At 60.1% G+C, this 22,726-nt stretch carries 21 protein-coding genes; 9 read left to right on the top strand and 12 right to left on the bottom strand.

Annotation, left to right across the window (positions count from 1 at the left end):
* The first annotated feature begins 27 nt into the window (after window positions 1-27).
* Together ACXYMP_RS04985 and ccoS are read left to right on the top strand one after the other, a co-directional pair.
* The gene (locus ACXYMP_RS04985) at window positions 28-2,226 is read left to right on the top strand and encodes a heavy metal translocating P-type ATPase (RefSeq protein WP_458904700.1); all 2,199 of its coding nucleotides are present in this window, start codon (window positions 28-30) and stop codon (window positions 2,224-2,226) included.
* A 3-nt stretch (window positions 2,227-2,229) separates the two neighbouring features.
* A complete protein-coding gene (gene ccoS / locus ACXYMP_RS04990) occupies window positions 2,230-2,391 on the top strand; it encodes a cbb3-type cytochrome oxidase assembly protein CcoS (protein ID WP_298567964.1) in 162 nt (53 codons plus the stop codon).
* Between the two features lie 8 nt (window positions 2,392-2,399).
* Here the strand turns inward: ccoS and ACXYMP_RS04995 are convergent, their stop codons facing one another.
* Together ACXYMP_RS04995 and ACXYMP_RS05000 are read right to left on the bottom strand one after the other, a co-directional pair.
* Window positions 2,400-2,987, bottom strand: coding sequence for a LuxR C-terminal-related transcriptional regulator (locus ACXYMP_RS04995; protein ID WP_458904702.1), 588 nt, complete (start codon window positions 2,985-2,987; stop codon window positions 2,400-2,402).
* A 198-nt stretch (window positions 2,988-3,185) separates the two neighbouring features.
* Window positions 3,186-3,854 (bottom strand): arylesterase, encoded by a 669-nt coding sequence (locus ACXYMP_RS05000; RefSeq protein WP_298567958.1) that lies wholly within the window; start codon window positions 3,852-3,854, stop codon window positions 3,186-3,188.
* Between the two features lie 27 nt (window positions 3,855-3,881).
* Here ACXYMP_RS05000 and ACXYMP_RS05005 point away from each other — a divergent pair, with 27 nt between their 5' ends.
* Window positions 3,882-4,550 carry an ABC transporter ATP-binding protein gene (locus ACXYMP_RS05005; RefSeq protein WP_298567955.1) on the top strand — a complete coding sequence of 223 codons (669 nt, stop codon included), beginning with the start codon at window positions 3,882-3,884 and terminating at the stop codon, window positions 4,548-4,550.
* Window positions 4,547-7,072, top strand: coding sequence for an ABC transporter permease (locus ACXYMP_RS05010; protein WP_458904705.1), 2,526 nt, complete (start codon window positions 4,547-4,549; stop codon window positions 7,070-7,072). The genes ACXYMP_RS05005 and ACXYMP_RS05010 overlap by 4 nt, the downstream gene beginning before the upstream one ends.
* On the opposite strand, the gene ACXYMP_RS05015 is transcribed toward ACXYMP_RS05010, so the two are convergent.
* From ACXYMP_RS05015 to ACXYMP_RS05060, 10 genes are all read right to left on the bottom strand, one after another.
* A complete protein-coding gene (locus ACXYMP_RS05015) occupies window positions 7,073-7,501 on the bottom strand; it encodes a hypothetical protein (RefSeq protein WP_298567949.1) in 429 nt (142 codons plus the stop codon).
* A 62-nt stretch (window positions 7,502-7,563) separates the two neighbouring features.
* The gene (locus tag ACXYMP_RS05020; protein WP_298567946.1) at window positions 7,564-8,343 is read right to left on the bottom strand and encodes a succinate dehydrogenase iron-sulfur subunit; all 780 of its coding nucleotides are present in this window, start codon (window positions 8,341-8,343) and stop codon (window positions 7,564-7,566) included.
* Window positions 8,344-8,355: 12 nt separating this feature from the next.
* Entirely contained in the window at window positions 8,356-10,161 is a 1,806-nt protein-coding gene (sdhA, locus tag ACXYMP_RS05025; RefSeq protein WP_458904708.1) for a succinate dehydrogenase flavoprotein subunit, read from the bottom strand.
* A gap of 18 nt (window positions 10,162-10,179) precedes the next feature.
* Entirely contained in the window at window positions 10,180-10,551 is a 372-nt protein-coding gene (gene sdhD / locus ACXYMP_RS05030) for a succinate dehydrogenase, hydrophobic membrane anchor protein (protein WP_298567940.1), read from the bottom strand.
* A gap of 10 nt (window positions 10,552-10,561) precedes the next feature.
* Window positions 10,562-10,945, bottom strand: a complete 384-nt coding sequence (gene sdhC / locus ACXYMP_RS05035) for a succinate dehydrogenase, cytochrome b556 subunit (protein WP_298567935.1) — start codon at window positions 10,943-10,945, stop codon at window positions 10,562-10,564.
* Between the two features lie 258 nt (window positions 10,946-11,203).
* On the bottom strand, window positions 11,204-12,238 hold the full coding sequence (locus ACXYMP_RS05040) for a MaoC family dehydratase (protein ID WP_458904711.1): 1,035 nt from the start codon (window positions 12,236-12,238) through the stop codon (window positions 11,204-11,206).
* The gene (locus tag ACXYMP_RS05045) at window positions 12,238-12,441 is read right to left on the bottom strand and encodes a DUF1737 domain-containing protein (protein ID WP_248369611.1); all 204 of its coding nucleotides are present in this window, start codon (window positions 12,439-12,441) and stop codon (window positions 12,238-12,240) included. The genes ACXYMP_RS05040 and ACXYMP_RS05045 overlap by 1 nt, the downstream gene beginning before the upstream one ends.
* A 2-nt stretch (window positions 12,442-12,443) precedes the next feature.
* Window positions 12,444-12,992 (bottom strand): NnrU family protein, encoded by a 549-nt coding sequence (locus ACXYMP_RS05050; RefSeq protein ID WP_458904713.1) that lies wholly within the window; start codon window positions 12,990-12,992, stop codon window positions 12,444-12,446.
* 14 nt (window positions 12,993-13,006) lie between these two features.
* The gene (locus ACXYMP_RS05055; protein ID WP_458904715.1) at window positions 13,007-13,855 is read right to left on the bottom strand and encodes an HpcH/HpaI aldolase/citrate lyase family protein; all 849 of its coding nucleotides are present in this window, start codon (window positions 13,853-13,855) and stop codon (window positions 13,007-13,009) included.
* A gap of 105 nt (window positions 13,856-13,960) precedes the next feature.
* Window positions 13,961-14,719: a sulfite exporter TauE/SafE family protein gene (locus tag ACXYMP_RS05060; protein ID WP_248369617.1), complete on the bottom strand. Its 759-nt coding sequence runs from the start codon at window positions 14,717-14,719 to the stop codon at window positions 13,961-13,963.
* A gap of 158 nt (window positions 14,720-14,877) precedes the next feature.
* Between ACXYMP_RS05060 and mdh the strand changes: the two genes are divergently transcribed.
* The 5 genes from mdh (at window position 14,878) to odhB (ending at window position 22,720) form a co-directional block, all read left to right on the top strand.
* Complete coding sequence (gene mdh, locus ACXYMP_RS05065; RefSeq protein WP_458904718.1) at window positions 14,878-15,840, top strand: malate dehydrogenase; 963 nt, start codon at window positions 14,878-14,880, stop codon at window positions 15,838-15,840.
* A gap of 254 nt (window positions 15,841-16,094) precedes the next feature.
* A complete protein-coding gene (gene sucC, locus ACXYMP_RS05070; RefSeq protein WP_298567916.1) occupies window positions 16,095-17,288 on the top strand; it encodes an ADP-forming succinate--CoA ligase subunit beta in 1,194 nt (397 codons plus the stop codon).
* A 4-nt stretch (window positions 17,289-17,292) separates the two neighbouring features.
* A complete protein-coding gene (gene sucD, locus ACXYMP_RS05075; RefSeq protein WP_458904720.1) occupies window positions 17,293-18,177 on the top strand; it encodes a succinate--CoA ligase subunit alpha in 885 nt (294 codons plus the stop codon).
* 61 nt (window positions 18,178-18,238) lie between these two features.
* On the top strand, window positions 18,239-21,217 hold the full coding sequence (locus tag ACXYMP_RS05080; RefSeq protein ID WP_298567910.1) for a 2-oxoglutarate dehydrogenase E1 component: 2,979 nt from the start codon (window positions 18,239-18,241) through the stop codon (window positions 21,215-21,217).
* 3 nt (window positions 21,218-21,220) lie between these two features.
* On the top strand, window positions 21,221-22,720 hold the full coding sequence (gene odhB / locus ACXYMP_RS05085; RefSeq protein WP_458904723.1) for a 2-oxoglutarate dehydrogenase complex dihydrolipoyllysine-residue succinyltransferase: 1,500 nt from the start codon (window positions 21,221-21,223) through the stop codon (window positions 22,718-22,720).
* The last annotated feature ends 6 nt before the right edge of the window (window positions 22,721-22,726 follow it).

Raw genomic sequence — 22,726 nt, forward strand, 5'->3', positions numbered from 1 at the left:
ACCAACGCGCGAACAAGGATCTGACTGATGGCTGCCCCGATATCTGCCTGCCCGGCTTGTGCCGCTGCCCCCCTCGCCGAAGATCAGGCGGGCGAAGGGTATCGCGGCAATGGCATGGAGGCGAAACGTATCCTGCTGTCGCTGCCGCAGATTTATTGCGCAGCGTGCATTTCGGGCGTTGAACGTGGATTGGCAGCGCAGCCGGGGGTGCGGGCTGCACGGGTGAACCTGACGCTGAAACGTGCCACGGTCGATGTCGATCCCGATCTCGAAGCCCAAAGCCTTGCCGATTACCTGACCGGTATCGGGTTCGAAGCCTACGAGCTTGATCCCGGCCAGCTGACCTCGACTGCGACGGACAAGCGCGGCAAAGATCTGTTGATGCGTCTGGGCGTTGCTGGCTTCGCGATGATGAATGTGATGCTGCTAAGCGTCGCTGTCTGGTCGGGCGCCACCGACGCCACACGTGATTTGTTTCACTGGATCAGTGCCGGCATCGCCATTCCGACGATCGCGTTTTCAAGTCAGGTCTTTTTCAAATCTGCTTGGTCTGCGCTTCGCGTCGGGCGACTGAACATGGACGTGCCGATTTCCCTGGCGATCCTTCTGGCGCTGGGCATGTCGTTGTATGAGACGATGCACTCGGGCGAACATGCCTATTTCGACGCGGCCTTATCGCTGACGTTCTTCCTGTTGGCCGGACGGTATCTGGATTTCCGCACCCGCGCCGTGGCCCGCTCTGCCGCCGAGGAACTGGCCGCCCTTGAGGTGCCGCGCGCTGCCCGCGTGGTTAACGGTCAGGCCGACGAACAGGTGTCTGTCGCCGAGCTTACCCCAGGCGACATCGTGCGCGTGGTCCCCGGCGCCCGCGTGCCGGTGGACGGGATCGTCGAAACGGGCGAGAGCGAGCTGGATCGGTCGCTTCTGACCGGCGAAAGCTTGCCCGTTGCCGCCGCACCCGACAGTGTCGTTTCGGCAGGCGAGGTGAACCTGACCGGCCCGCTGACGGTGCGCGTCACGGCCGCCGGGCGTGACAGTTCGCTTCACCGGATGGCCGATCTTGTGGCCATCGCGGAAACAGCGCGCAACCGATATACCTCGCTGGCGGATAAGGCCGCACAGATTTACGCACCGCTTGTGCACATCCTTGCCTTTGCGGCCTTCTTGGCGTGGCTCTGGATTTCTGGTGGTGATGTGCGGCTGGCGCTGAACATCGCGGTTGCGGTTCTGATCATCACGTGCCCCTGTGCCCTTGGTCTTGCCGTTCCCGCGGTTACGACAGCGGCGTCTGGGCGGTTGTTTAAACAGGGCATGTTGTTGAAATCCGCCACCGCGATGGAACGGTTGGCCGAAGTGACCCATGTCGTCTTTGACAAGACGGGCACCCTGACCGAAGGCAAGCCCGCAATGGACGCGCTGCAACGCCACAAGCCACAGGATTTGTCGATCGCTCTGGCGCTGGCCGAAGGGTCAAGCCACCCTCTGGCGCAGGCGCTGACCGCAGCTGCCCGCAGCGCGGGCGTGACACCCGCCAAAGTGACCGCGGTGCGTGAGGTTCCCGGCAAAGGGATCGAAGCCACTTGGGACGGCAAGACTGTCCGTTTGGGGCGCGCCGAATGGCTTGGGGCCAATGCAGTTGGCCAGACCGCGACCTATCTGGCGGTGTCTGGCGCACGCCCTGTGGCGTTCACCTTCACCGATGCATTGCGGCCGGGTGTTGAGGCTGCAATCGACGCACTGAAAGCCCGAGGCTTGGGCATATCGCTTGTTTCAGGCGACGTGCCGGCGGCCGTGGCCGATATCGCCGGACGGGTCGGTATCGCTGATTGGCAGGCCGACATCCTGCCCGAAGGCAAAGCTGAATACGTGGCGCGTCTGGGCAAGGCCGGCAAAAAGGTGTTGATGGTGGGCGACGGGCTGAATGATACAGCCGCGTTGGCAGCCGCGCATGTGTCGATCTCGCCTGCCTCGGCGCTGGAGGCGGCGCGTGTTGTCTCCGACATCGTGCTGCTTGGCAAGTCGATGGAACCCTTGAGCGACGCGATTACCCTGTCGAAATCTGCGACGCGCCGGATCAAGGAAAATTTTGCGATCGCAGCGGGCTATAATGCGATCGCCATCCCGATCGCGCTGGTGGGGCTGGCCACGCCGTTGGCCGCTGCTCTTGCCATGTCATTCTCGTCAGTGTCAGTATCGCTGAACGCGTTGCGGCTGAAGAAAGGCTGAGTGATGAACGTTCTGGTCTATTTGATCCCTGTCTCGCTGCTTCTGGGTGGCTTGGGGCTTGTCGCCTTCTTCTGGACCCTGAAAAGCGAACAATATGACGACCCGGATGGCGACAGCCACCGTATCCTGAGTGACCGTTGGGACGACGCCCCGCCGAAAGACTGAATGCCGTGTCAGACCAGCCCTTGGTCGCGCGCGATCATCGCGGCGTGGGTCCGGTTGCGCGCGCCCAGCTTTCGGATCACCGCGCGCATATGCATTTTCACAGTGACCTCCTGAATGCCAAAGGCGTGCGCGATTTCTTTGTTTTGCTGCCCGTCACACAGAAGCGCCAAAATCTGAAGCTCGCGGCGTGACAGCGTGTGGGCCGCTCCCTGCTGCCTCGTTCCGAACCGGGGCAGCAGCATCAGGTTATGGCCCTCGCGGATTAGGGCCAGCACATGGGAAAGCGCCTTTTGCGACAGGGACGTCGGCGCGGTTGCCGAAACGCCAAGCGCAAGAGCCTGGCGCGCGATCTCGTTTGAATGTGGCGGGATCAGCAGGATCACGGCAAGTGCCTTTCGCGATTTCATCAACCGCTCGACCACTTTCAGCCCTCCGAGCGCTGCAAGCGTGAAATCGACGACCAGAAGCTGCGTATCACGGTTCTGGGAAAGGTAGATCTCGGCGGCCTCGGCCGTGGCACAAACCGCCGGCCGGGCAGAATTGGCGTCGCCTAACACAGTATCAAACCTGCGCTGGATGCCAGGATCCTCTGTCACCAAGAGTGTTTTCACCGAGGCACTCCGCGTCATATGGTTGCACCATTATGGCCGGGTGGGGCCGCTGTGGTGCGTAACAGTGGCACAACCTTCAAGGGTCGCCTAGGTGTCACTATGTATAGGTCAACGGGGATCGCCCGTCCTCATCAAGGGTCTGATCGGGGCCGGGAGTGCCTGCGCGATACAGTCGTATCGGCTCTATTCGACGGCGGCCTGTGGCACGATCTGCAACACTTTTGGGCCTATTGCGTCCACGATGCGGGACACGCCCTCACGGTTGGGGTGCAATCCGTCGGGCTGCAAATACAGGCGGGCGGTGTCTGCCGGATCAAGCGTATCCGTGATTGCGGCCAGAAAGTTTGGCTCCAACGGCACCTGAAATTCGGCTGCGAGCGTTTCGAAGTTTGCTTCAAACGCAGCCTTGTAATCAGGCCCGAAATTCGCCGGCCCCGGAAGACCCACGAGCAGCGCAGGCAGGTCACGGTTTTGCAGCTCGGTCAGAATGCGGCTCAGATGTTTGCGGGTTTCCTCTGGGGGAATACCTCGGAGCAGGTCATTGCCGCCCAATGTGACGACAACCGCGTTGACCTCGGGGGTCAATGCCCAATTGATGCGCGCAGCCCCCCCGGCACTTGTGTCGCCGGACACGCCGCCATTGATGACGCGCGCACTGACCCCACGGTCCTTCAACCAAGCCTCAAGCTGCGGAACGAACCCTTCGTCTTGGGCAAGCCCATACCCCGCTGTCAGACTGTCACCCAGCGCAAGAACCGTGACCGGCTGGGCCTGCGCGGCAAAAGCCACGAAGACCATTGCAACGACCCCCTTGGAAAGACGCGCCAAGACCCCATATCCAACCGTAATCATTATATTCCTTCCAAAGCCGGGTGCCCCATGACCACGCCGATCCTTTCCCTGACCGACGCGCGCCTGACACTTGGGCATAATGCAGGGCGCACCGAGATCCTCAAGGGCATAACGCTCGATGTGTCCGCGGGCGAAACACTTGGCCTGACTGGGCCTTCAGGCTCGGGCAAATCATCGCTCCTTATGTTGATGGGTGGGCTGGAACAGGCCACCGGTGGATCGGTATCGGCGCTTGGGCGTGATCTGGGTGTGATGGGTGAAGACGACCTTGCACGCTTTCGTAGGGATCATATGGGGGTGGTGTTCCAGTCTTTCCACCTTATTCCGACCATGACGGCCCTTGAAAATGTCGCAACCCCGTTGGAGCTGGCCGGTGCCCGAGACGCGTTTGATCGCGCTGCCGAGGAACTGGAAGCCGTCGGGTTGTCACACCGGCTGGATCATTACCCAAGCCAGATGTCTGGCGGTGAACAGCAACGCGTGGCCTTGGCCCGCGCGGCTGCCCCCCGGCCCGAGATCCTGTTGGCCGATGAACCGACCGGCAATCTGGACGGGGCCACAGGCGCCACCATCATGGACCTTCTGTTCGGGCTGCGCGATCGTCACGGCGCGACGCTGATCCTTGTGACCCATGCGCCCGAGCTTGCAGAGCGGTGTGACCGGATTGTGCACATTCAGGACGGAGTGCTTGCATGACCGGGTCGCTTGGCATGGCCCTGCGTCTGGCGCGACGCGAGATGCGCGGGGGGCTGCGCGGCTTTCGGATTTTTCTTGCCTGTCTTGTGTTGGGCGTGGCCGCCATCGCCGCGATCGGCAGTGTGCGCGAAGGATTGCGCGCGGGGCTGGCATCGCAAGGTGCGGTGCTGCTGGGCGGGGACGTCTCGGTGTCGTTCACCTATCGCTTTGCAGACCCTGACGAAGAGGCGCTTTTGGTCGCACAGGCCGCGCAGATAAGCGTGTTGGCGGATTTCCGGTCGATGGCGGTCACCGAAAATGACCGCGGTCTGACGCAGGTGAAGGCAGTGGACGATGCCTATCCATTGATAGGACAAGTTGTGCTGGATCCACCGATGGCGTTGTCTGACGCGCTGGACGGGCAGGGCGGCATGCCCGGCGCGGTCATGGACGACTTGCTGATCGACCGGTTGGGGCTGTCCCCCGGCGACAGCTTCCTTCTGGGCGGAGCTGATTTCGTGCTGATGGCCGAACTGGTGAAGGAGCCGGACAACGCGACCGCCGGGTTCGGCTTGGGCCCGCGCAGCATCGTGCGACGCGCGGCACTGGAAGGCTCGGGCCTTCTGGCCGAAGGCACGCTGTTCAACAGTCACTACAAGATGCGCCTGCGTGAAGGCTTCAACCTAGATCAAGCTCATGCAGCCCTGATGCCCACGCTTGAACCGAAAGGTGCACGTTGGCAAGACGCCCGAAACGGCGCGCCGGGAATGAGCCGGCTCGTGGATCGGCTGGGCGCTTTTCTGGTGTTGGTTGGTCTGGCGGGGCTTGCGGTCGGTGGGGTCGGTATCTCGGCTGCTGTTCGCGCTTATCTGGACGGCAAGACTGGCACAATTGCGATATTGCGGGCGCTGGGCGCCGAACGCCGGGTGATCTTTCTTACATATTTCCTGCAAATTGGCCTGTTGACGCTCATCGGCCTTGCCCTTGGCCTGATGCTGGGGGCAATTGTTCCGTTGCTGCTGGCTCCGGTCATTGCGCAATCGCTTCCGATCACCGCCGAGATCACGATCTACGCCCGCCCGCTGGCAGAAGCCGCGCTTTATGGGGGGCTCGCGGCACTTTTGTTCACACTGTGGCCCTTGTCGCGCACAGAAGAGGTCAAGGCCGCCGCCCTGTTCCGTGACGCTGCCTTGGGCGCAACACGTCTGCCACGCCCGCTGTTCATTGGCCTTTGTCTGGGGATACTTGCCACCCTGATCTGGGCTGCGGCGCGTCTGTCCGGTATGCCGTCCCTCGCGATGTGGAGCTTCATCGGTCTGTCCGGCGCCTTTGCGGCGCTGGTCCTGACCGGGCTTGCGGTGCGTTGGATCGCGCGCTGGCTTGGCCACAGAACAGCCCTGCGCGGGTGGCCCACGCTGCGCATGGCGCTTGGCGCGGTGGGCGGCCCGGGCGGCGAAGCGGGGGCTGTCGTGCTGTCCTTGGGGTTGGGGCTGGCGGTGCTGGCGGCTGTGGGACAGATCGACAACAACCTGCGCGGCGCCATTGCGCGAGACTTGCCCGAAGTGGCACCCAGCTTTTTCGTGCTGGATATTCAACCCGATCAGATCGACGGCGTCTCTGCACGGCTGGAAGGTGATCCCTTGGTCAGCCGCATCGACACTGCGCCGATGCTGCGCGGGATGATCACCAAGATCAATGACCGCCCTGCCCGCGAGGTGGCGGGGGGACATTGGGTCGTGCGTGGCGATCGTGGCCTTACTTACTCTGACACCCCCACCCGCACCACGGTGGTGGACGGCGAATGGTGGCCCAAGGACTATCAGGGTCCGCCGCAAATCAGCTTTGCCGCCGAAGAGGCGCAGGAGATGGGGATCGGCATCGGGGACAGCCTGACCGTCAATATTCTGGGCCGTGATATTACGGGCGAGATCACCAGCCTGCGCGAGGTCGATTTCAGCCAGGCGGGTATGGGCTTTGTGATGACCATGAATCCTTCGGCGCTGGCAGGTGCACCGCACAGCTATATCGCCACAATCTATGCCGATCAAACAGGCGAGGCTGCCATCCTGCGCGATCTGGGCCGGGCTTATCCCAACATCACGCTGATTTCGGTGCGCGACGCGATCACCCAGGTCACCGGGTTGATGGGGCAGGTCGCCGGCGCGATCACCTATGGGGCGCTTGCGACCCTCGTGACCGGTTTCGTCGTGTTGATGGGGGCCGCCGCTGCCGGTGAACGCGCCAGAACCTACGAGGCAGCGGTTCTGAAAACGCTTGGCGCGACGCGGCCGGCGATTCTTGCCAACTTTGCCATTCGGTCGGCCGTTTTGGGCATGGCAGCAGGGGCAGTGGCTGTGTTTGCTGGCGGGGTCGCGGGTTGGGCCGTCACCCACTACATCATGGAAGATCGCTTTGTCTTTGACGCGCTAAACGCACTTGCCATCGTGGCAGGCGGAGTGATTGCGACCGTGCTGGCAGGGTTGGCTTATGCGTGGCGACCCTTGTCTGCGCGCCCAGCCCAAGTGCTGCGTGCGCGCGAGTGATCAGGCTTCATGTTGCTGGCGCAACGCCTTTCGAATGACAAGCTTGAGGCCGGACCAGATGTCATCCACTGCGCACACTTTCACATCCACGAGGGATGTCTGCAGCGCCAAATTGCGGATCACCTCCTCGGTCATATCAGTTGGAACTTTTGAGGCTTTCTTGGGCCAACTTACCCAGATCATACCGTCCTTATCGATATTTTTCAGAAGGTTGGGCAGGGCCAATTCAAAACGCGCTCGGCGAGCAGTGAACATGTGGATGACGTCATAGGGGCCGACCAGCGTCTCGGGCGCCACATCGTCCACTGCGATGAAGGCCCGGCTGCTGACCAGATAATCCTGAGCCGTGGGGCGTTCGACCCAAGCCACCCGCTGACCGTCTTTCAGGCCAAGCTTCTTTTCAAGCGGTGTTCCTGAATAGCCTGACATCGAACCTCCAATGAAAAAGGGCGGCCATAGGGCCGCCCTTTTCGCATAAATATCTGTTCCGATCAAAGCGTGCGTTCGACCATCATTTTTTTGATCTCGGCAATCGCCTTGGCTGGGTTCAAACCCTTCGGACAGGTCTTGGCGCAGTTCATGATGGTGTGGCAGCGGTAGAGTTTGAAGGGATCTTCCAACTCGTCCAGACGCTCGCCGGTGGCCTCGTCACGGCTGTCGATGATCCAGCGATACGCATGGAGCAACGCGGCTGGGCCGAGGTAGCGGTCACCGTTCCACCAATAGCTGGGGCACGAGGTCGAGCAGCTGGCGCACATAACGCATTCATACAGACCGTCAAGTTTCTTGCGGTCTTCGATCGACTGTTTCCACTCTTTCGCAGGGCGGTTTGTCTTGGTTTCCAACCATGGCATGATCGAGGCGTGCTGCGCATAAAAATGCGTCAGGTCCGGGATCAGGTCGCGCACCACAGGCGTGTGCGGCAACGGGTAGATTTTCACATCGCCCTTGATCTCGTCCATGCCATAGATACAGGCCAGCGTGTTGATCCCGTCGATGTTCATCGCGCAGGACCCACAGATGCCTTCGCGGCAGGACCGGCGGAAGGTCAGGGTCGGATCAATCTCGTTCTTGATCTTGATCAGCGCGTCCAGAACCATCGGTCCGCATTTGTCCATATCGACGAAATAGGTGTCGACGCGGGGGTTTTCACCATCATCCGGCGTCCAGCGGTAAATTTGGAACTTGCGGACATTGGTCGCGCCATCAGGCTTGGGCCAGGTCTTGCCGGTGCGGACTGTCGAGTTCTTCGGAAGTCTGAATTGAACCATTTCGTGTCCTCCTTAGAACGTCCGCGCTTTGGGCGCGATTTTCTTGAGGCTGATGCCACCCTCGGTTTCGGTGGTCAGCGGATCGGTGATCACGGGGCGATAGGTCAGATCGACCTTGTTGCCATCCACGCGGCTGACGGTGTGGACACGCCACTTCTTGTCGTCGCGTTTCGGGAAATCCTCGTGGGCGTGTGCCCCGCGGCTTTCTTCACGCGCTTCGGCCCCGTGGATGGTGGCCAGAGCGTTCGGCATAAGGTTCGCCAGCTCCAACGTCTCCATCAGGTCCGAGTTCCAGACAAGCGAGCGGTCGGTGACGGCCAGATCGTCCATCTTGGCGGCAACCTTGGTCATTTTTTCGACGCCTTCCTTCAGCGTCTTGGCGGTGCGGAAGACAGCAGCGTCTGCCTGCATGGTCTTCTGCATTTCAAGACGCAGTTCGGCGGTGGGAACGGTGCCTTTGGCGTTGCGCAACCCGTCAAAGCGATCGAAGGCTTTGTCGACGGACGGTTGGTTCAGCACCGGGTTCGCGCTTTCTGCATCGACAATCTTGCCGGCGCGGATCGCGGCGGCGCGGCCGAAGACCACCAGGTCGATCAGCGAGTTCGACCCGAGGCGGTTGGCCCCATGCACAGACGCACAGCCCGCTTCACCGACGGCCATCAGGCCGGGCACAACAGCGGTCGGATCTTTGGCGGTCGGGTTCAGCACTTCACCCCAATAGTTGGTCGGAATGCCGCCCATGTTGTAGTGAACCGTCGGCAGAACCGGGATCGGTTCCTTGTTCACGTCAACGCCTGCGAAGATCTTGGCGCTTTCCGAAATACCGGGCAGGCGTTCGGCCAGTGCCTCGGCGGGCAGGTGATCAAGGTGCAGATAGATGTGGTCTTTTTCGTCGCCCACGCCGCGCCCTTCGCGGATTTCCATGGTCATCGAGCGGGAGACATAATCGCGTGGCGCAAGGTCTTTATACTGGGGCGCATAACGCTCCATAAACCGTTCGCCTTCGCTGTTGACCAGATAGCCGCCTTCGCCGCGCGCCCCTTCGGTGATCAGACAGCCTGAACCGTAGATCCCGGTTGGGTGGAACTGGACGAACTCCATGTCTTGCAGGGCCAGACCCGCGCGCGCAACCATGCCGCCACCGTCGCCAGTGCAGGTGTGGGCCGAGGTGGCCGAGAAGAAGGCGCGTCCATAACCACCGGTGGCCAGAACGACCATCTTGGCGTTGAAGACGTGCATCGTGCCGTCGTCGAGCTTCCAGCACACAACGCCCTGACATTCGCCGTCGTCGGACATGATCAGGTCGATGGCGAAATACTCGACATAGAATTCTGCGTTGTTCTTTAGCGATTGACCGTAGAGCGTGTGCAGGATCGCGTGGCCGGTGCGGTCAGCGGCAGCACAAGTCCGTTGCACGGGGGGCCCGTCACCAAATTCGGTGGTGTGGCCGCCGAACGGACGCTGGTAAATCTTGCCTTCCTCGGTGCGAGAGAAGGGGACGCCGTAATGTTCCAGCTCGTAAACCGCCTTGGGCGCTTCGCGGGCAAGGTATTCCATCGCATCCGTGTCGCCCAGCCAGTCCGAGCCTTTGACGGTGTCATACATGTGCCACTGCCAGTTGTCCGGGCCCATGTTGGACAGGGACGCGGCGATGCCGCCTTGTGCGGCCACGGTGTGGGAGCGGGTCGGGAAGACTTTGGTCACGCAAGCGGTGCGCAGACCTTGTTCCGCCATGCCAAGCGTGGCCCGCAGACCTGCGCCACCGGCGCCGACCACGACCACGTCATATTCGTGTGTTTCGTATTCGTAAGCTGCCATTTGGGTTGCTCTCCGGTCTTAAAAGGCGATGCGGGCAAGGCCATAGAGGCCAATTGCCAGAACGGTGTAGGAAAGGGCGGTGCAGCAGACCACCAAGGCCTTCTTGGTGACACCGCGGGAATAATCCTCGATCACCACCTGAACGCCGTGGCGAAAGTGAACCATTGCCGTGACCAGCGTCATGGCTGCGATGATGGCTGGGAAGGGATGCTGGTAATAAGCGATCGCTTCTTCATAGGGCATGCCAAGCGCGTGGCCGAAAGTCAGGGCAAACAGCGGCATCAGCAGCAACAGCCCGACGGCGGAAATTGCCTGACCCCAGAAATGCTCTGTACCGGAATGAGCAGCCCCTTTGCCCACGGCGCGTTTGCGGTCGGTGAGATAATGCATGGCCGCCTCCTTACACGATTATGGCGACGATGATCGCCAAAATGACAGAACCGAAGATGACGCCAAGGCCCATCTTTTCGGCGGTTTCGACGTCAAGGCCAATGCCGACATCCCAGATCAGGTGACGCAAGCCCGACAGCGCGTGGTAGCACAGGGCCCACAGCGCGAGGAACATGATGACGTCACCAATGAACGAGGTCATCAATCCGTTCACCAGATCATAGTAGCCAGGGCCCATGGCGGCCGCGAAGAACCACCAAACGACCAAGATAGCAGCGCCCAAAAGCGCGACACCCGTGATGCGGGCAAAGATCGATGTGATGGAGGTCAGTTGCGGACGGTAAATCTGCAGATGCGGGGAAAGAGGACGGTTGCCTCTGTTCACGTCGGCCATGGTGGCCTCCTTCTGTCTGTTGCGACTGTTGTGACAGCAATAGCGTCTTTTACCGCGCAGAGTCACGTAAGAACCTGCGGGAAAAATGGTGAAATTGCGCTAACAAAGGGGAAAACAGGCGCTTGTGATCACAAATTTTCTAGATGTGATCACATTTTTCCAATGCTTAACCCTGACTGAAAAAATCAGGTTCTGCACACAACCGCATGCAGATATCCGGCGCGTGGTTGCTTCCGCCTTGGTTACGAAGCCGATGCATTATTTGGGCATCAATGCCCAATAATCGAGATCCAGCATCACTTCGGGAAGGTATTTCCCGTCCTCGCCCTTCAAGGCAAACTCAGGCGCGCCATGTTTGACGGCGACCAAGCGCAAGCGCACAGCCCCCACGCCCGGCGCGTCAGTGTCGGCCTTGTCCAGCACCTCGGACCATGCGCGGATCGTGTCGCCCGCAAAGCAGGGGTTCGCGTGCGCGCCGCCGTTTAGCCCAACGATCATCTGTGCGTTCGCCAGCCCGTTGAAGGACAACGCCCGCGCCATCGAAATCACATGCCCGCCATAGATCAGCCGTTGCCCATCGGGGCGGAAGGTTGCGTCGAAATGCACCTTGGCGGTGTTCTGCCACAAGCGCGTGGCGATCATGTGTTCGGCTTCTTCAACTGTGACGCCGTCCACGTGGTCGATCTTTTCGCCGACCTCATAGTCGCCCCAACAGTGAGGTTCTCCTGCCAGCGTGAAATCGTAGTCCTCAAACGACAACCCACTAGGGATCCCCAGATCGCCAGCTTCCAGCGTGGTTTTCAGGTCGGGGATGACAGTTTCTGGTGCGGGCGCGTCCAAATCGTTCTTGCGCACCATCACCCAGCGCACATATTCCAACACCGGCTCGCCCACTTGGTTCACACCACGCGTGCGCACCCAGACCACGCCCGATTTACCGTTGGAGTTTTGTTTCAGCCCGATCACCTCGGACGAGGATCGCAGCGTGTCACCGGGATAGACCGGTTTCAGCCAGCGGCCTTCGGCATAGCCAAGATTTGCCACTGCGTTCAGTGAAATATCGGGAACGGTTTTGCCAAACACCACGTGGAACGCGATCAGGTCGTCAATCGGTGACCCTTCCAACCCGCACGCGCCTGCGAATTCGTCTGACGAATACAGTGCGTGGCGGGCAGGATACAGTGCGTGATACAGTGCGCGTTCGCCTTCGGCCACGGTGCGCGGCACGGCGTGGTGGATCACGTCGCCCAGCTTGTAGTCCTCAAAGAAGCGGCCCGGATTGGTTTTCGCCATCAGTGGTCTCCGAGTTTTGTGTCGGGGGTGTAGTCGCCCGGCACGACCTTCACCACCGCTTGCGCGCAACGCATCACACCGGTAGAGGCGTCGTGGGCATAGGCGGGATCGCCATGCAATTCCCAGCCTTTGTTCAAGGCTGCGGTCACTTTGTGGCAAAACGCCGAGGTGTCGTCTTCTGTCAGCAGGCGATAGAGTTTCATGTCTACCCTCCGAATACCGACGGCCCGATCAACCCGTGGATCAGCCCGATGATCAGGGTCAGCACAAGCGCCGCCCCAAGAAACATGCCGTCTTTGGCAATTGTGCCTTTCGGGTTCGGCGTCCAGTTCGGCTCGGCGCGGTTGATCACGATCACTTCGGCCACCGCCCAAATCGTCAGCCCGCCAAACAGCACAATCGAGGCCATATCCGGGTTCACAACGATATGCGCGACGGACCAGATGATGAAGCCGGTCAGCATCGGGTGGCGCATCTTGTAAAACAGCGCGCCTTTTGATGGGCCGGGGCTCATGAAGTAAATCGCGAACAGGATCGCCAGATTGTTGATGTGCTTCAGGAAAGACGGATAGGTCAGCAGGTCATAGCTTTCGACGCTGCGATACCCGATCACCATTAGGACGATGCTGGCGACGAGGGTCAGCGCCGACGTCCCTTTTGCCTTGTCGCCCATCGCGGCGTGGCGCGCGGGCAGGGCGCGTTTCCAGAAATGCCCAGCATACCAAAGTGCTAAACCGATGATCAGGATGGTCATGTGCGTTCTCCGCCTTATTTTGCCATGTCGGCAATGGCCTTTGCTTTGGCCAGAATGCCCTTTGCCGTCACAACATGCAGGTTTTCGACAATTTTACCATCCACAACCGCGACGCCTTGGCCCGACGCCTCGGCGTCCTCAAACGCGGCGATCTGGCGCTGGGCGAGGTCGATCTCATCTTCGGACGGGGCGAAGGCGGTGTTGGCGATGTCCAGTTGCGCCGGGTGGATCAGAGTTTTGCCGTCCATGCCCATGTCGCGCCCTTGATCGCATTCGGCGCGCAGTCCCTCATCGTCCTTAAAGGCATTATAGACGCCGTCGATGATCACCACGCCGTGGGCCTTGGCGGCCAACAAGCACAGATGCAACCCGCCCATCATCGGTAGGCGGTCCGCGCGGAAACGGGTGTTGAGTTCCTTGGCAAGGTCATTGGTGCCCATAACGAAGCCCTTAAGGCGCGGGTGGGCGGCGATCTCGGCGGCGTTCAACATGCCCAACGGTGTTTCCATCATCGCCCACAGGTCCACATCGGGGATCAGAGCGGCCAACTCGTCCAATTGCGCAGCTGAATCTACTTTCGGCATCAGGATCGCGTCAATATCGGCACCAACAAAGGCGGCCACATCATCCTTGCCCCATTTGGTATCAAACCCGTTGATACGGACGATCTTGGCGCGGTTGCCATAGCCACCCTTGCCCAGTTCCGCCTTCAGGATCGCGCGGGCGTCGACCTTAGCATCGGGGGCAACGGCATCTTCAAGGTCGAAGATAATCGCATCGGCGGGCAGCGTGCGGGCTTTCTCCAACGCACGCTCTTTCGAGCCGGGGATATAAAGGACGGAACGATAGGGACGAGTGGACATGATTCTGGGCCTCCGCAATATTGTTGCGCAAGGGACCACATTTGCGCACCAATCCGCAAGGCCAGATTTGCCGCATTGCAGAAAATCTTGGAAGGCGGGGCCGGATCAGGTCAGCCCTTCCCATATCAGCTTCGTGCCAGTGAGGATCAGGAACAGATAAGTGAAGGCAAAAAAGCCACGTTCGGACAGGCGGTGGTGCATATGCACACCGATCCAGACGCCGATGATTGCAAATGGAATCAGAAACAGATCGGCCTTGGCGGTCTGCCATGTGAATATCCCGAGTGCAAAATAGGGAATGAATTTCAGAAGGTTGATCGCCCAGAAACTGATCACCGTCGTGGACTGAAAGGTGGTCTTGTCAAGGCGTCGCGACAGCAGAAACACGGCTGCGGGCGGGCCACCTGCATGGCTGATAAAACTGGTGAAGCCTGCGATCAAGCCCCAGAACCCACCCATACCGGCAGACATTGGGTTCGGCGCGGGTTTGATCCAACCGCGTGACTTTGCGGCCTGAAACGCGACAAACCCGACCGCAATCAGCCCGATCAACAGACGAAAGATGTCGGGATTGGCGATGGAATACAAAAGCGCCCCAATCGCGACGCCGGGAACCGCGCCCAGCACCAGAGCCTTGGCCGACGGCGTATCCCATTTGCGCCAATAGGGTTTCAGCGCGGTCACATCCATCAGCATCAGAAGCGGCAACATCAACCCGATGGCCGCCCCCGGCTCCAGAATCAGCGCAAGCAGCGGGGTCGCTGCAAATGCCGCCCCTGACCCGAAGCCCCCCTTGGAAATACCTGCAAAGATCACCGCAGGGATCGCAAAGGCAAAGAATGTAAGGTCAAGTGCCTCGGGCATGGGATGCGCCTCAAACCGCTGGAAAACGTGTGTTTTAGCGCTATCGCGAACGGGGTTCTGAGGCAAGGACTGCGTCACGCCGCGCTGCAGCGCTCTTGCGCGAACGCCATATTCGGACTACGCATGCGCCCGAAAACAACTGATCGGAGATCACACTCATGGCCAGACCTAAGATAGCGCTTATCGGTAGCGGTATGATCGGTGGCACCCTCGCTCACCTTGCTGCACTGAAAGAAATGGGCGACGTCGTCCTCTTTGATATTGCCGATGGCATCCCGCAGGGCAAGGCGCTGGATATCGCCGAAAGCGGCCCCGTCGAAGGGTTCGACGCATCGATGTCGGGCACCACAAGCTATGAAGGCATTGCAGGTGCAGATGTTTGCATCGTGACTGCCGGTGTGCCCCGCAAACCGGGCATGAGCCGTGATGACCTGCTGGGCATCAACCTGAAGGTCATGAAGTCGGTCGGCGAAGGCATCCGCGACCACGCCCCGGACGCGTTCGTGATCTGCATCACCAACCCGCTGGACGCCATGGTTTGGGCGCTGCGCGAATTCTCAGGCCTGCCGCATCAGAAAGTCGTCGGCATGGCTGGCGTTCTGGACTCGGCACGCTTCCGTCACTTCCTGTCGGTCGAGTTTGAGGTGTCGATGCGCGACGTCACAGCCTTCGTTCTGGGCGGCCACGGCGACACCATGGTGCCGCTGGCCCGCTATTCGACCGTTGGTGGCATTCCGCTGCCGGACTTGGTGGACATGGGTTGGACCAGCCAGGAAAAACTGGACGCGATTGTTCAGCGCACCCGTGATGGCGGCGCAGAAATCGTTGGCCTGCTGAAAACCGGTTCAGCTTACTATGCGCCGGCTGCTTCGGCGATTGAGATGGCTCAGGCTTACCTGAATGATCAAAGACGCGTTCTGCCCTGTGCCGCATATGTTGACGGTGCTTACGGTCTGGACGGTTTCTATGTTGGTGTGCCGACAGTCATCGGTGCCAACGGGATCGAGAAGGTTATCGACATCAAGTTGAGCAAGGACGAGCAAGCCATGTTCGACAAATCGGTCGACGCGGTGAAGGGCCTTGTTTCTGCCTGTAAAGAGATCGACCCCTCGCTGGCTTGATCTCGCAATGCATTTTCCGGAAAGGGCGTCCTGTTGGGCGCCCTTTCTTTTTGGTAGGATTCCTAAACGAATTCACGATTCTTAGATGTTTCAAGCCAAGGAATTAGGATTTGTGATCACACTTTTTCGGCTGTGATCACAAAAAACGGAAAGTTAGCGCAAAACAGCGCCTTTCCCCAAAAAGTGTTTCTTATCACTGCTTCACCTGTGCATGGTGTCTCCGACCAAATGGACCAACTGGATAGGATGACTTCATGAACATTCATGAATACCAGGCGAAAGCCCTTCTGAAATCCTACGGTGCCCCCGTTTCCGACGGACGCCCCGTATTGAGAGCAGAAGAAGCCAAGACCGCCGCAGGTGAACTCGACGGCCCCCTTTGGGTGGTCAAAGCGCAAATCCACGCAGGTGGCCGCGGCAAAGGCACTTTCAAGGAAGCTGGCGCTGGCGAAAAGGGCGGTGTGCGTCTGACCAAATCGGTGCAGGAAGCTGCTGAAGAAGCCAAGAAGATGCTGGGCCGCACCCTTGTGACCCACCAGACCGGCCCGGCCGGCAAGCAAGTCAACCGCATCTATATCGAGGCCGGTTCCGGCATTGAGCGTGAGCTTTACCTCGCTCTGCTGGTTGACCGCCAAACATCGCGCATTTCGTTCGTCTGCTCAACCGAAGGCGGCATGGACATTGAAGAGGTGGCCGCCGCGACCCCCGAAAAAATCCTGAGCTTCTCGGTTGATCCCGCAACGGGTTATCAAGGCTTCCACGGCCGCCGCATCGCGTTCTCGCTGGGACTGGAAGGCGCGCAGATCAAGCAATGCGTGAAACTGATGGGCCAGCTCTACCAAGCCTTCACCGAGAAGGACATGGAGATGCTGGAGATCAACCCGCTGATCGTGTCCGACAGCGGTGATCTGAAAGTGCTGGATGCGAAAGTCAGCTTTGACGGCAACGCGCTCTACCGCCACGCCGATATCGCCGAACTGCGCGACACCACCGAAGAAGACCCCAAAGAGTTGGAAGCGTCGAAATACGACCTGAACTATATCGCTCTGGACGGTGAAATCGGCTGCATGGTGAACGGTGCCGGTCTGGCAATGGCCACGATGGACATCATCAAGCTTTACGGCGCTGAACCTGCCAACTTCCTTGACGTTGGTGGCGGCGCGACCAAAGAGAAAGTCACTGAGGCGTTCAAGATCATCACCTCGGACCCGCAGGTCAAAGGCATCTTGGTCAACATTTTCGGCGGCATCATGCGCTGTGACGTCATCGCCGAAGGCGTGGTCGCCGCGGTGAAAGAGGTCGGCCTGCAAGTTCCGCTGGTTGTGCGCCTTGAAGGCACCAACGTGGATGAGGGCAAAGCCATCATCAACGGTTCCGGCTTGAACGTCATCGCGGCAGACAACCTGTCGGACGGCGCAGAGAAAATCGTGAAAGCGGTGAAAGGTTAAGACAATGGCAGTCCTTATCGACGAAAATACCAAGGTAATCTGTCAGGGCTTTACCGGCTCGCAGGGCACCTTTCACTCGGAACAGGCCATTGCGTATGGCACCAAGATGGTCGGCGGTGTGACGCCGGGCAAAGGTGGGCAGAAGCATCTGGATCTTCCGGTCTTTAACTCGGTGCACGAGGCAAAGCACGTCACTGAAGCCAACGCTTCCGTGATCTACGTGCCGCCGCCCTTCGCAGCGGACTCGATCCTTGAAGCGATCGACGCGCAGATGGAACTGATCGTCTGTATCACCGAAGGCATTCCCGTGCTGGACATGATGCGCGTTCAGCGTGCGCTGGACGGCTCGAAAAGCCGCCTCATTGGCCCGAACTGCCCCGGTGTCATCACGCCCGACACTTGTAAAATCGGCATCATGCCCGGCCATATCCACAAGCGTGGCTCGGTCGGTGTTGTGTCGCGCTCCGGCACTTTGACCTATGAGGCTGTGAAGCAGACCTCGGATATCGGTCTGGGCCAGTCGACCGCTGTCGGCATCGGGGGCGACCCCATCAAAGGCACCGAGCATATCGACGTTTTGGACATGTTCCTGGACGACGACGAAACGCAGTCGATCATCATGATCGGTGAAATCGGTGGCTCGGCTGAAGAAGAAGCGGCTGAATTCCTGGCCGCACAGAAGAAGAAAGGCCGCTGGAAGCCGGTTGCAGGCTTCATCGCGGGCCGCACGGCGCCTCCGGGTCGTCGGATGGGCCACGCTGGTGCCATCGTTGCTGGTGGTAAAGGCGGTGCCGAAGATAAGATCGAAGCTATGCGTGCCGCTGGTATCGTGGTTGCCGATAGCCCCGCCACACTGGGCGAGGCTGTGCTGGAAGCGATCGGCAAATAAGTAAAGCACTTCGCGCGCCCCATTTCCCGGGGCGCGCGTTTACCAATTTTCAGGTGACCCCATGACGGATCAGAGCCCGAACGACCTTTTCCACGCCTCAAGCTTCATGCAAGGCCACAATGCTGAGTATCTAGAACAGCTTTACGCCCAATATGCGCGCGACCCCAATGCGGTCGATGCTGCGTGGCAAGCGTTTTTTACCGAGCTTGGCGATGACGGCGGTGATGTAACCGCCGAAGCGGCTGGGCCGTCATGGTCGCGTAGTGACTGGCCGCCGATGCCGACCGGCGATCGGGTGCACGGGTTGGATGGCCAGTGGCCCGAAGAACCGGTGGCCGAAGCCAAATCTGCGGGCAAAAAGATCGAAGCGAAGGCGGCCGAGAAGGGTGTTCAGCTGTCGGACGATCAGATCAAACGCGCTGTGCTGGACAGCATTCGCGCCCTGATGATCATCCGGGCTTACCGGATCCGGGGCCATCTGGCCGCCAATCTTGACCCGCTGGGCATGCGTGAAGACAGCGATCACCCCGAGCTTGATCCAGCCTCCTACGGGTTCACAGAAGCTGATATGGATCGCCCGATCTTCATCGACAATGTGCTGGGGCTTGAAGTCGCCTCGATGCGGCACATCTTGGCGATTGTGAAAAGCACATATTGCGGCACGTTTGCACTGCAATACATGCATATCTCGGACCCCGTTCAGTCGGCATGGCTGAAAGAGCGGATCGAAGGGTTTGACCGCGAGATCAAGTTCACTCGCGAGGGCCGCAAAGCGATCCTGAACAAGCTGGTCGAGGCCGAAGGGTTCGAGAAATTCCTGCATGTCAAATACATGGGCACTAAGCGGTTTGGTCTGGACGGTGGCGAGGCGCTGATCCCCGCAATGGAACAGATCATCAAGCGCGGCGGGCAGCTTGGCCTGAAAGACATCGTGATGGGCATGCCCCACCGCGGGCGTCTGTCTGTGCTGGCCAATGTGCTGCAAAAGCCTTATCGCGCCATCTTCAACGAATTTCAGGGTGGCAGCTTCAAACCGGAAGAGGTCGACGGCTCGGGCGATGTGAAATACCACCTTGGCGCCAGTTCGGACCGCGAGTTTGACGGCAATATCGTGCACCTGAGCTTGACCGCCAACCCATCCCACCTTGAGGCCGTGAACCCCGTTGTTCTGGGGAAAGTGCGCGCCAAGCAAGAGCAGATGAATGACAAGGACCGCGATCAGGTTCTGCCGATCCTGCTTCACGGTGATGCGGCGTTTGCCGGTCAGGGTGTCGTAGCCGAAGGCTTTGGCCTTTCCGGTCTGGTCGGGCACAAAACCGGCGGCACCATGCATATCGTGGTCAACAACCAGATCGGCTTTACCACCGCGCCGCATTTCTCGCGTTCGTCGCCTTACCCGACGGATATCGCATTGATGGTGGAAGCGCCGATCTTCCATGTGAACGGCGATGATCCCGAAGCTGTGGTGCACGCCGCGCGTGTCGCGACCGAGTTCCGTCAGAAATTCCACAAGGACGTGGTTCTGGACATCTTCTGCTATCGCCGGTTTGGTCACAACGAAGGCGACGAGCCGATGTTCACCAACCCGCTGATGTATAAGCGGATCAAAAAGCACCCGACGACGCTTCAGATCTATACGGATCGTCTGGTGAAGGACGGATTGATTCCGGCGGGCGAGATCGAAGATATGAAAGCCGCTTTTCAGGCCAAGATGAACGAAGAGTTCGAGGCTGGGAAAGACTACAAACCCAACAAGGCCGATTGGTTGGACGGGCGCTGGTCGCATCTGGACAAGGAAAGCGACGAATATCAGCGAGGCAAGACCGAGATTTCGTCAGAAACTCTGGCTGAGGTCGGGAAAGCCCTGACCACGGCGCCCGAGGGTTTCCCACTGCACAAAACCGTGGGTCGCCTTCTGGACGCCAAGAAAGAGATGTTCGAAACCGGGTCCGGGTTCGACTGGGCAACCGGCGAGGCCATCGCGTTCGGCTCGCTTGTGACCGAAGGGTTCCCGGTGCGCCTGTCAGGGCAGGACGCCACACGCGGCACGTTCAGCCAGCGTCACTCCGGCCTGATCAACCAGGACACGGAAGAGCGTTACTATCCGCTCAACAACATCCGCGAAGGCCAGGCACGTTACGAAGTCATCGACTCGATGCTGTCGGAATACGCGGTGCTGGGGTTCGAATATGGCTATTCGCTGGCCGAACCCAACGCGCTGGTAATGTGGGAGGCGCAGTTTGGCGATTTTGCCAACGGCGCGCAGATCATGTTCGACCAGTTCATCAGCTCGGGCGAAAGCAAATGGCTGCGCATGTCCGGTCTGACCGTCCTTCTGCCACATGGCTTCGAAGGGCAGGGGCCGGAACACAGCTCGGCCCGTCTGGAACGTTTCCTGCAAATGTGCGGGGGCGATAACTGGATCGTGGCCAACTGCACCACGCCCGCCAACTATTTCCACATCCTGCGTCGCCAGCTTCATCGCGGCTATCGCAAACCGCTGATCCTGATGACGCCGAAATCGCTTTTGCGTCACAAGCTGGCGGTGTCGGACGCGAAAGACTTCACCGAAGGCTCCAGCTTCCACCGCGTGCTGTGGGACGATGGCGACCGCGACAACGGCACGGGCCGGTCCGAGGCCAAGCTGGTCACGGACAAGAAGATCAAGCGCGTCGTGATGTGTTCGGGCAAGGTCTATTACGACCTGCTGGAAGAACGCGACCGCCGCGGGATCACAGACGTCTATCTGCTGCGGCTTGAGCAGTTCTATCCCTTCCCCGCCATGTCGCTGGTGAAGGAACTGGAACGCTTCAAAGGGGCCGAAATCGTCTGGTGTCAGGAAGAGCCCAAGAACCAGGGCGCCTGGACCTTCGTTGAACCGAATATCGAATGGGTGCTGACCCGGATCGGGGCCAAGCATACGCGCCCCGACTATGTGGGGCGCCCTGCTGCGGCGTCGCCCGCAACCGGTCTGGCCTCAACGCACAAAGCACAACAAGAGGCGCTCGTGGACGCGGCGCTGAACATGGAAGGGAAATAAGCCATGAGCATTGAAGTAAGGGTCCCCACACTGGGTGAAAGCGTCACCGAAGCCACCGTCGCCACTTGGTTCAAGAAGCCGGGCGATGCGGTTGCGGTCGATGAAATGCTCTGCGAGCTTGAAACCGATAAAGTGACCGTCGAAGTGCCATCGCCTGCCGCTGGCACGATGGGCGAAATTGTCGCTGCCGAAGGGGAAACCGTAGGCGTTGACGCGCTTCTGGCAACCATCGGTGAAGGCGAAGGGGCCGCCCCCGCGCCGGCTGCGAAGCCCAAGGCCGATGCGGCCCCCGCTGCATCAGGTGGCGAAGGTCAGGCCGTGGACGTGATGGTCCCCAGCCTTGGCGAAAGCGTGACCGAGGCCACTGTGTCCAGCTGGTTCAAGCAAGTCGGCGACACCGTCGCGCAAGATGAAATGCTGTGCGAACTTGAAACCGACAAGGTCTCGGTCGAAGTGCCAGCGCCCGCCGCTGGTGTGCTGACAGAGATCCTCGCCGCCGAAGGGACCACGGTTGATGCCTCGGCCAAGCTAGCCGTTCTGTCGTCGGGCGCTGGTGCCGCCGCCGCACCCGCCGCCAGCGCACCCGCTGCCGCGTCTTCGGCTGCGACCGCTGGCAAGGATGTCGAAGACGCGCCCTCGGCCAAGAAAGCCATGGCAGAAGCCGGTTTGAAGCCGGGCGACGTGCAAGGCACGGGCCGCGATGGTCGCGTGATGAAGCATGACGTTGCTGCCGCCGTGGCCGCACCGAAAGCTGCCCCTGCGCCCGCTGCCGCGCCCGCCGCACCGCGCGCTGCTGGGGACCCGGCCCGCGAAGAACGTGTGAAGATGACGCGCCTGCGCCAAACCATCGCGCGCCGTCTGAAAGACAGCCAGAACACCGCCGCCATGCTGACCACCTATAACGAGGTCGACATGACGGAGGTGATGGCGCTGCGCAACGAATACAAAGCCGAGTTTGAAAAGAAACACGGCGTGCGTCTGGGCTTCATGTCGTTCTTCACCAAAGCTTGCTGTCACGCGCTGAAAGAAGTGCCGGAAGTGAACGCCGAGATTGACGGCACCGACATCGTTTACAAGAACTATGTGAACATGGGTGTCGCCGCTGGCACCCCGACGGGTCTTGTGGTGCCGGTGATCAACGATGCGGACGCAATGTCTTTCGCCACCATCGAAAAAGCGATTGCTGAAAAGGGTCGTCGCGCCCGTGACGGCAAGCTGTCGATGGACGAAATGCAGGGCGGCACCTTCACCATCTCGAACGGTGGTGTCTATGGCTCGCTCATGTCCTCGCCGATCCTGAACCCGCCGCAATCGGGTATCCTTGGCATGCACAAAATCCAGGACCGCCCGATGGCGATCAACGGCGAGGTCGTGATCCGCCCGATGATGTATCTGGCGCTGTCCTATGACCACCGGATCGTGGACGGCAAAGGCGCCGTGACCTTCCTTGTGCGCGTGAAAGAAGCGCTTGAGGATCCGCGCCGGTTGTTGATGGATTTGTAAGTAAGG

The sequence above is a fragment of the Aliiroseovarius sp. CAU 1755 genome, assembly GCF_054482655.1.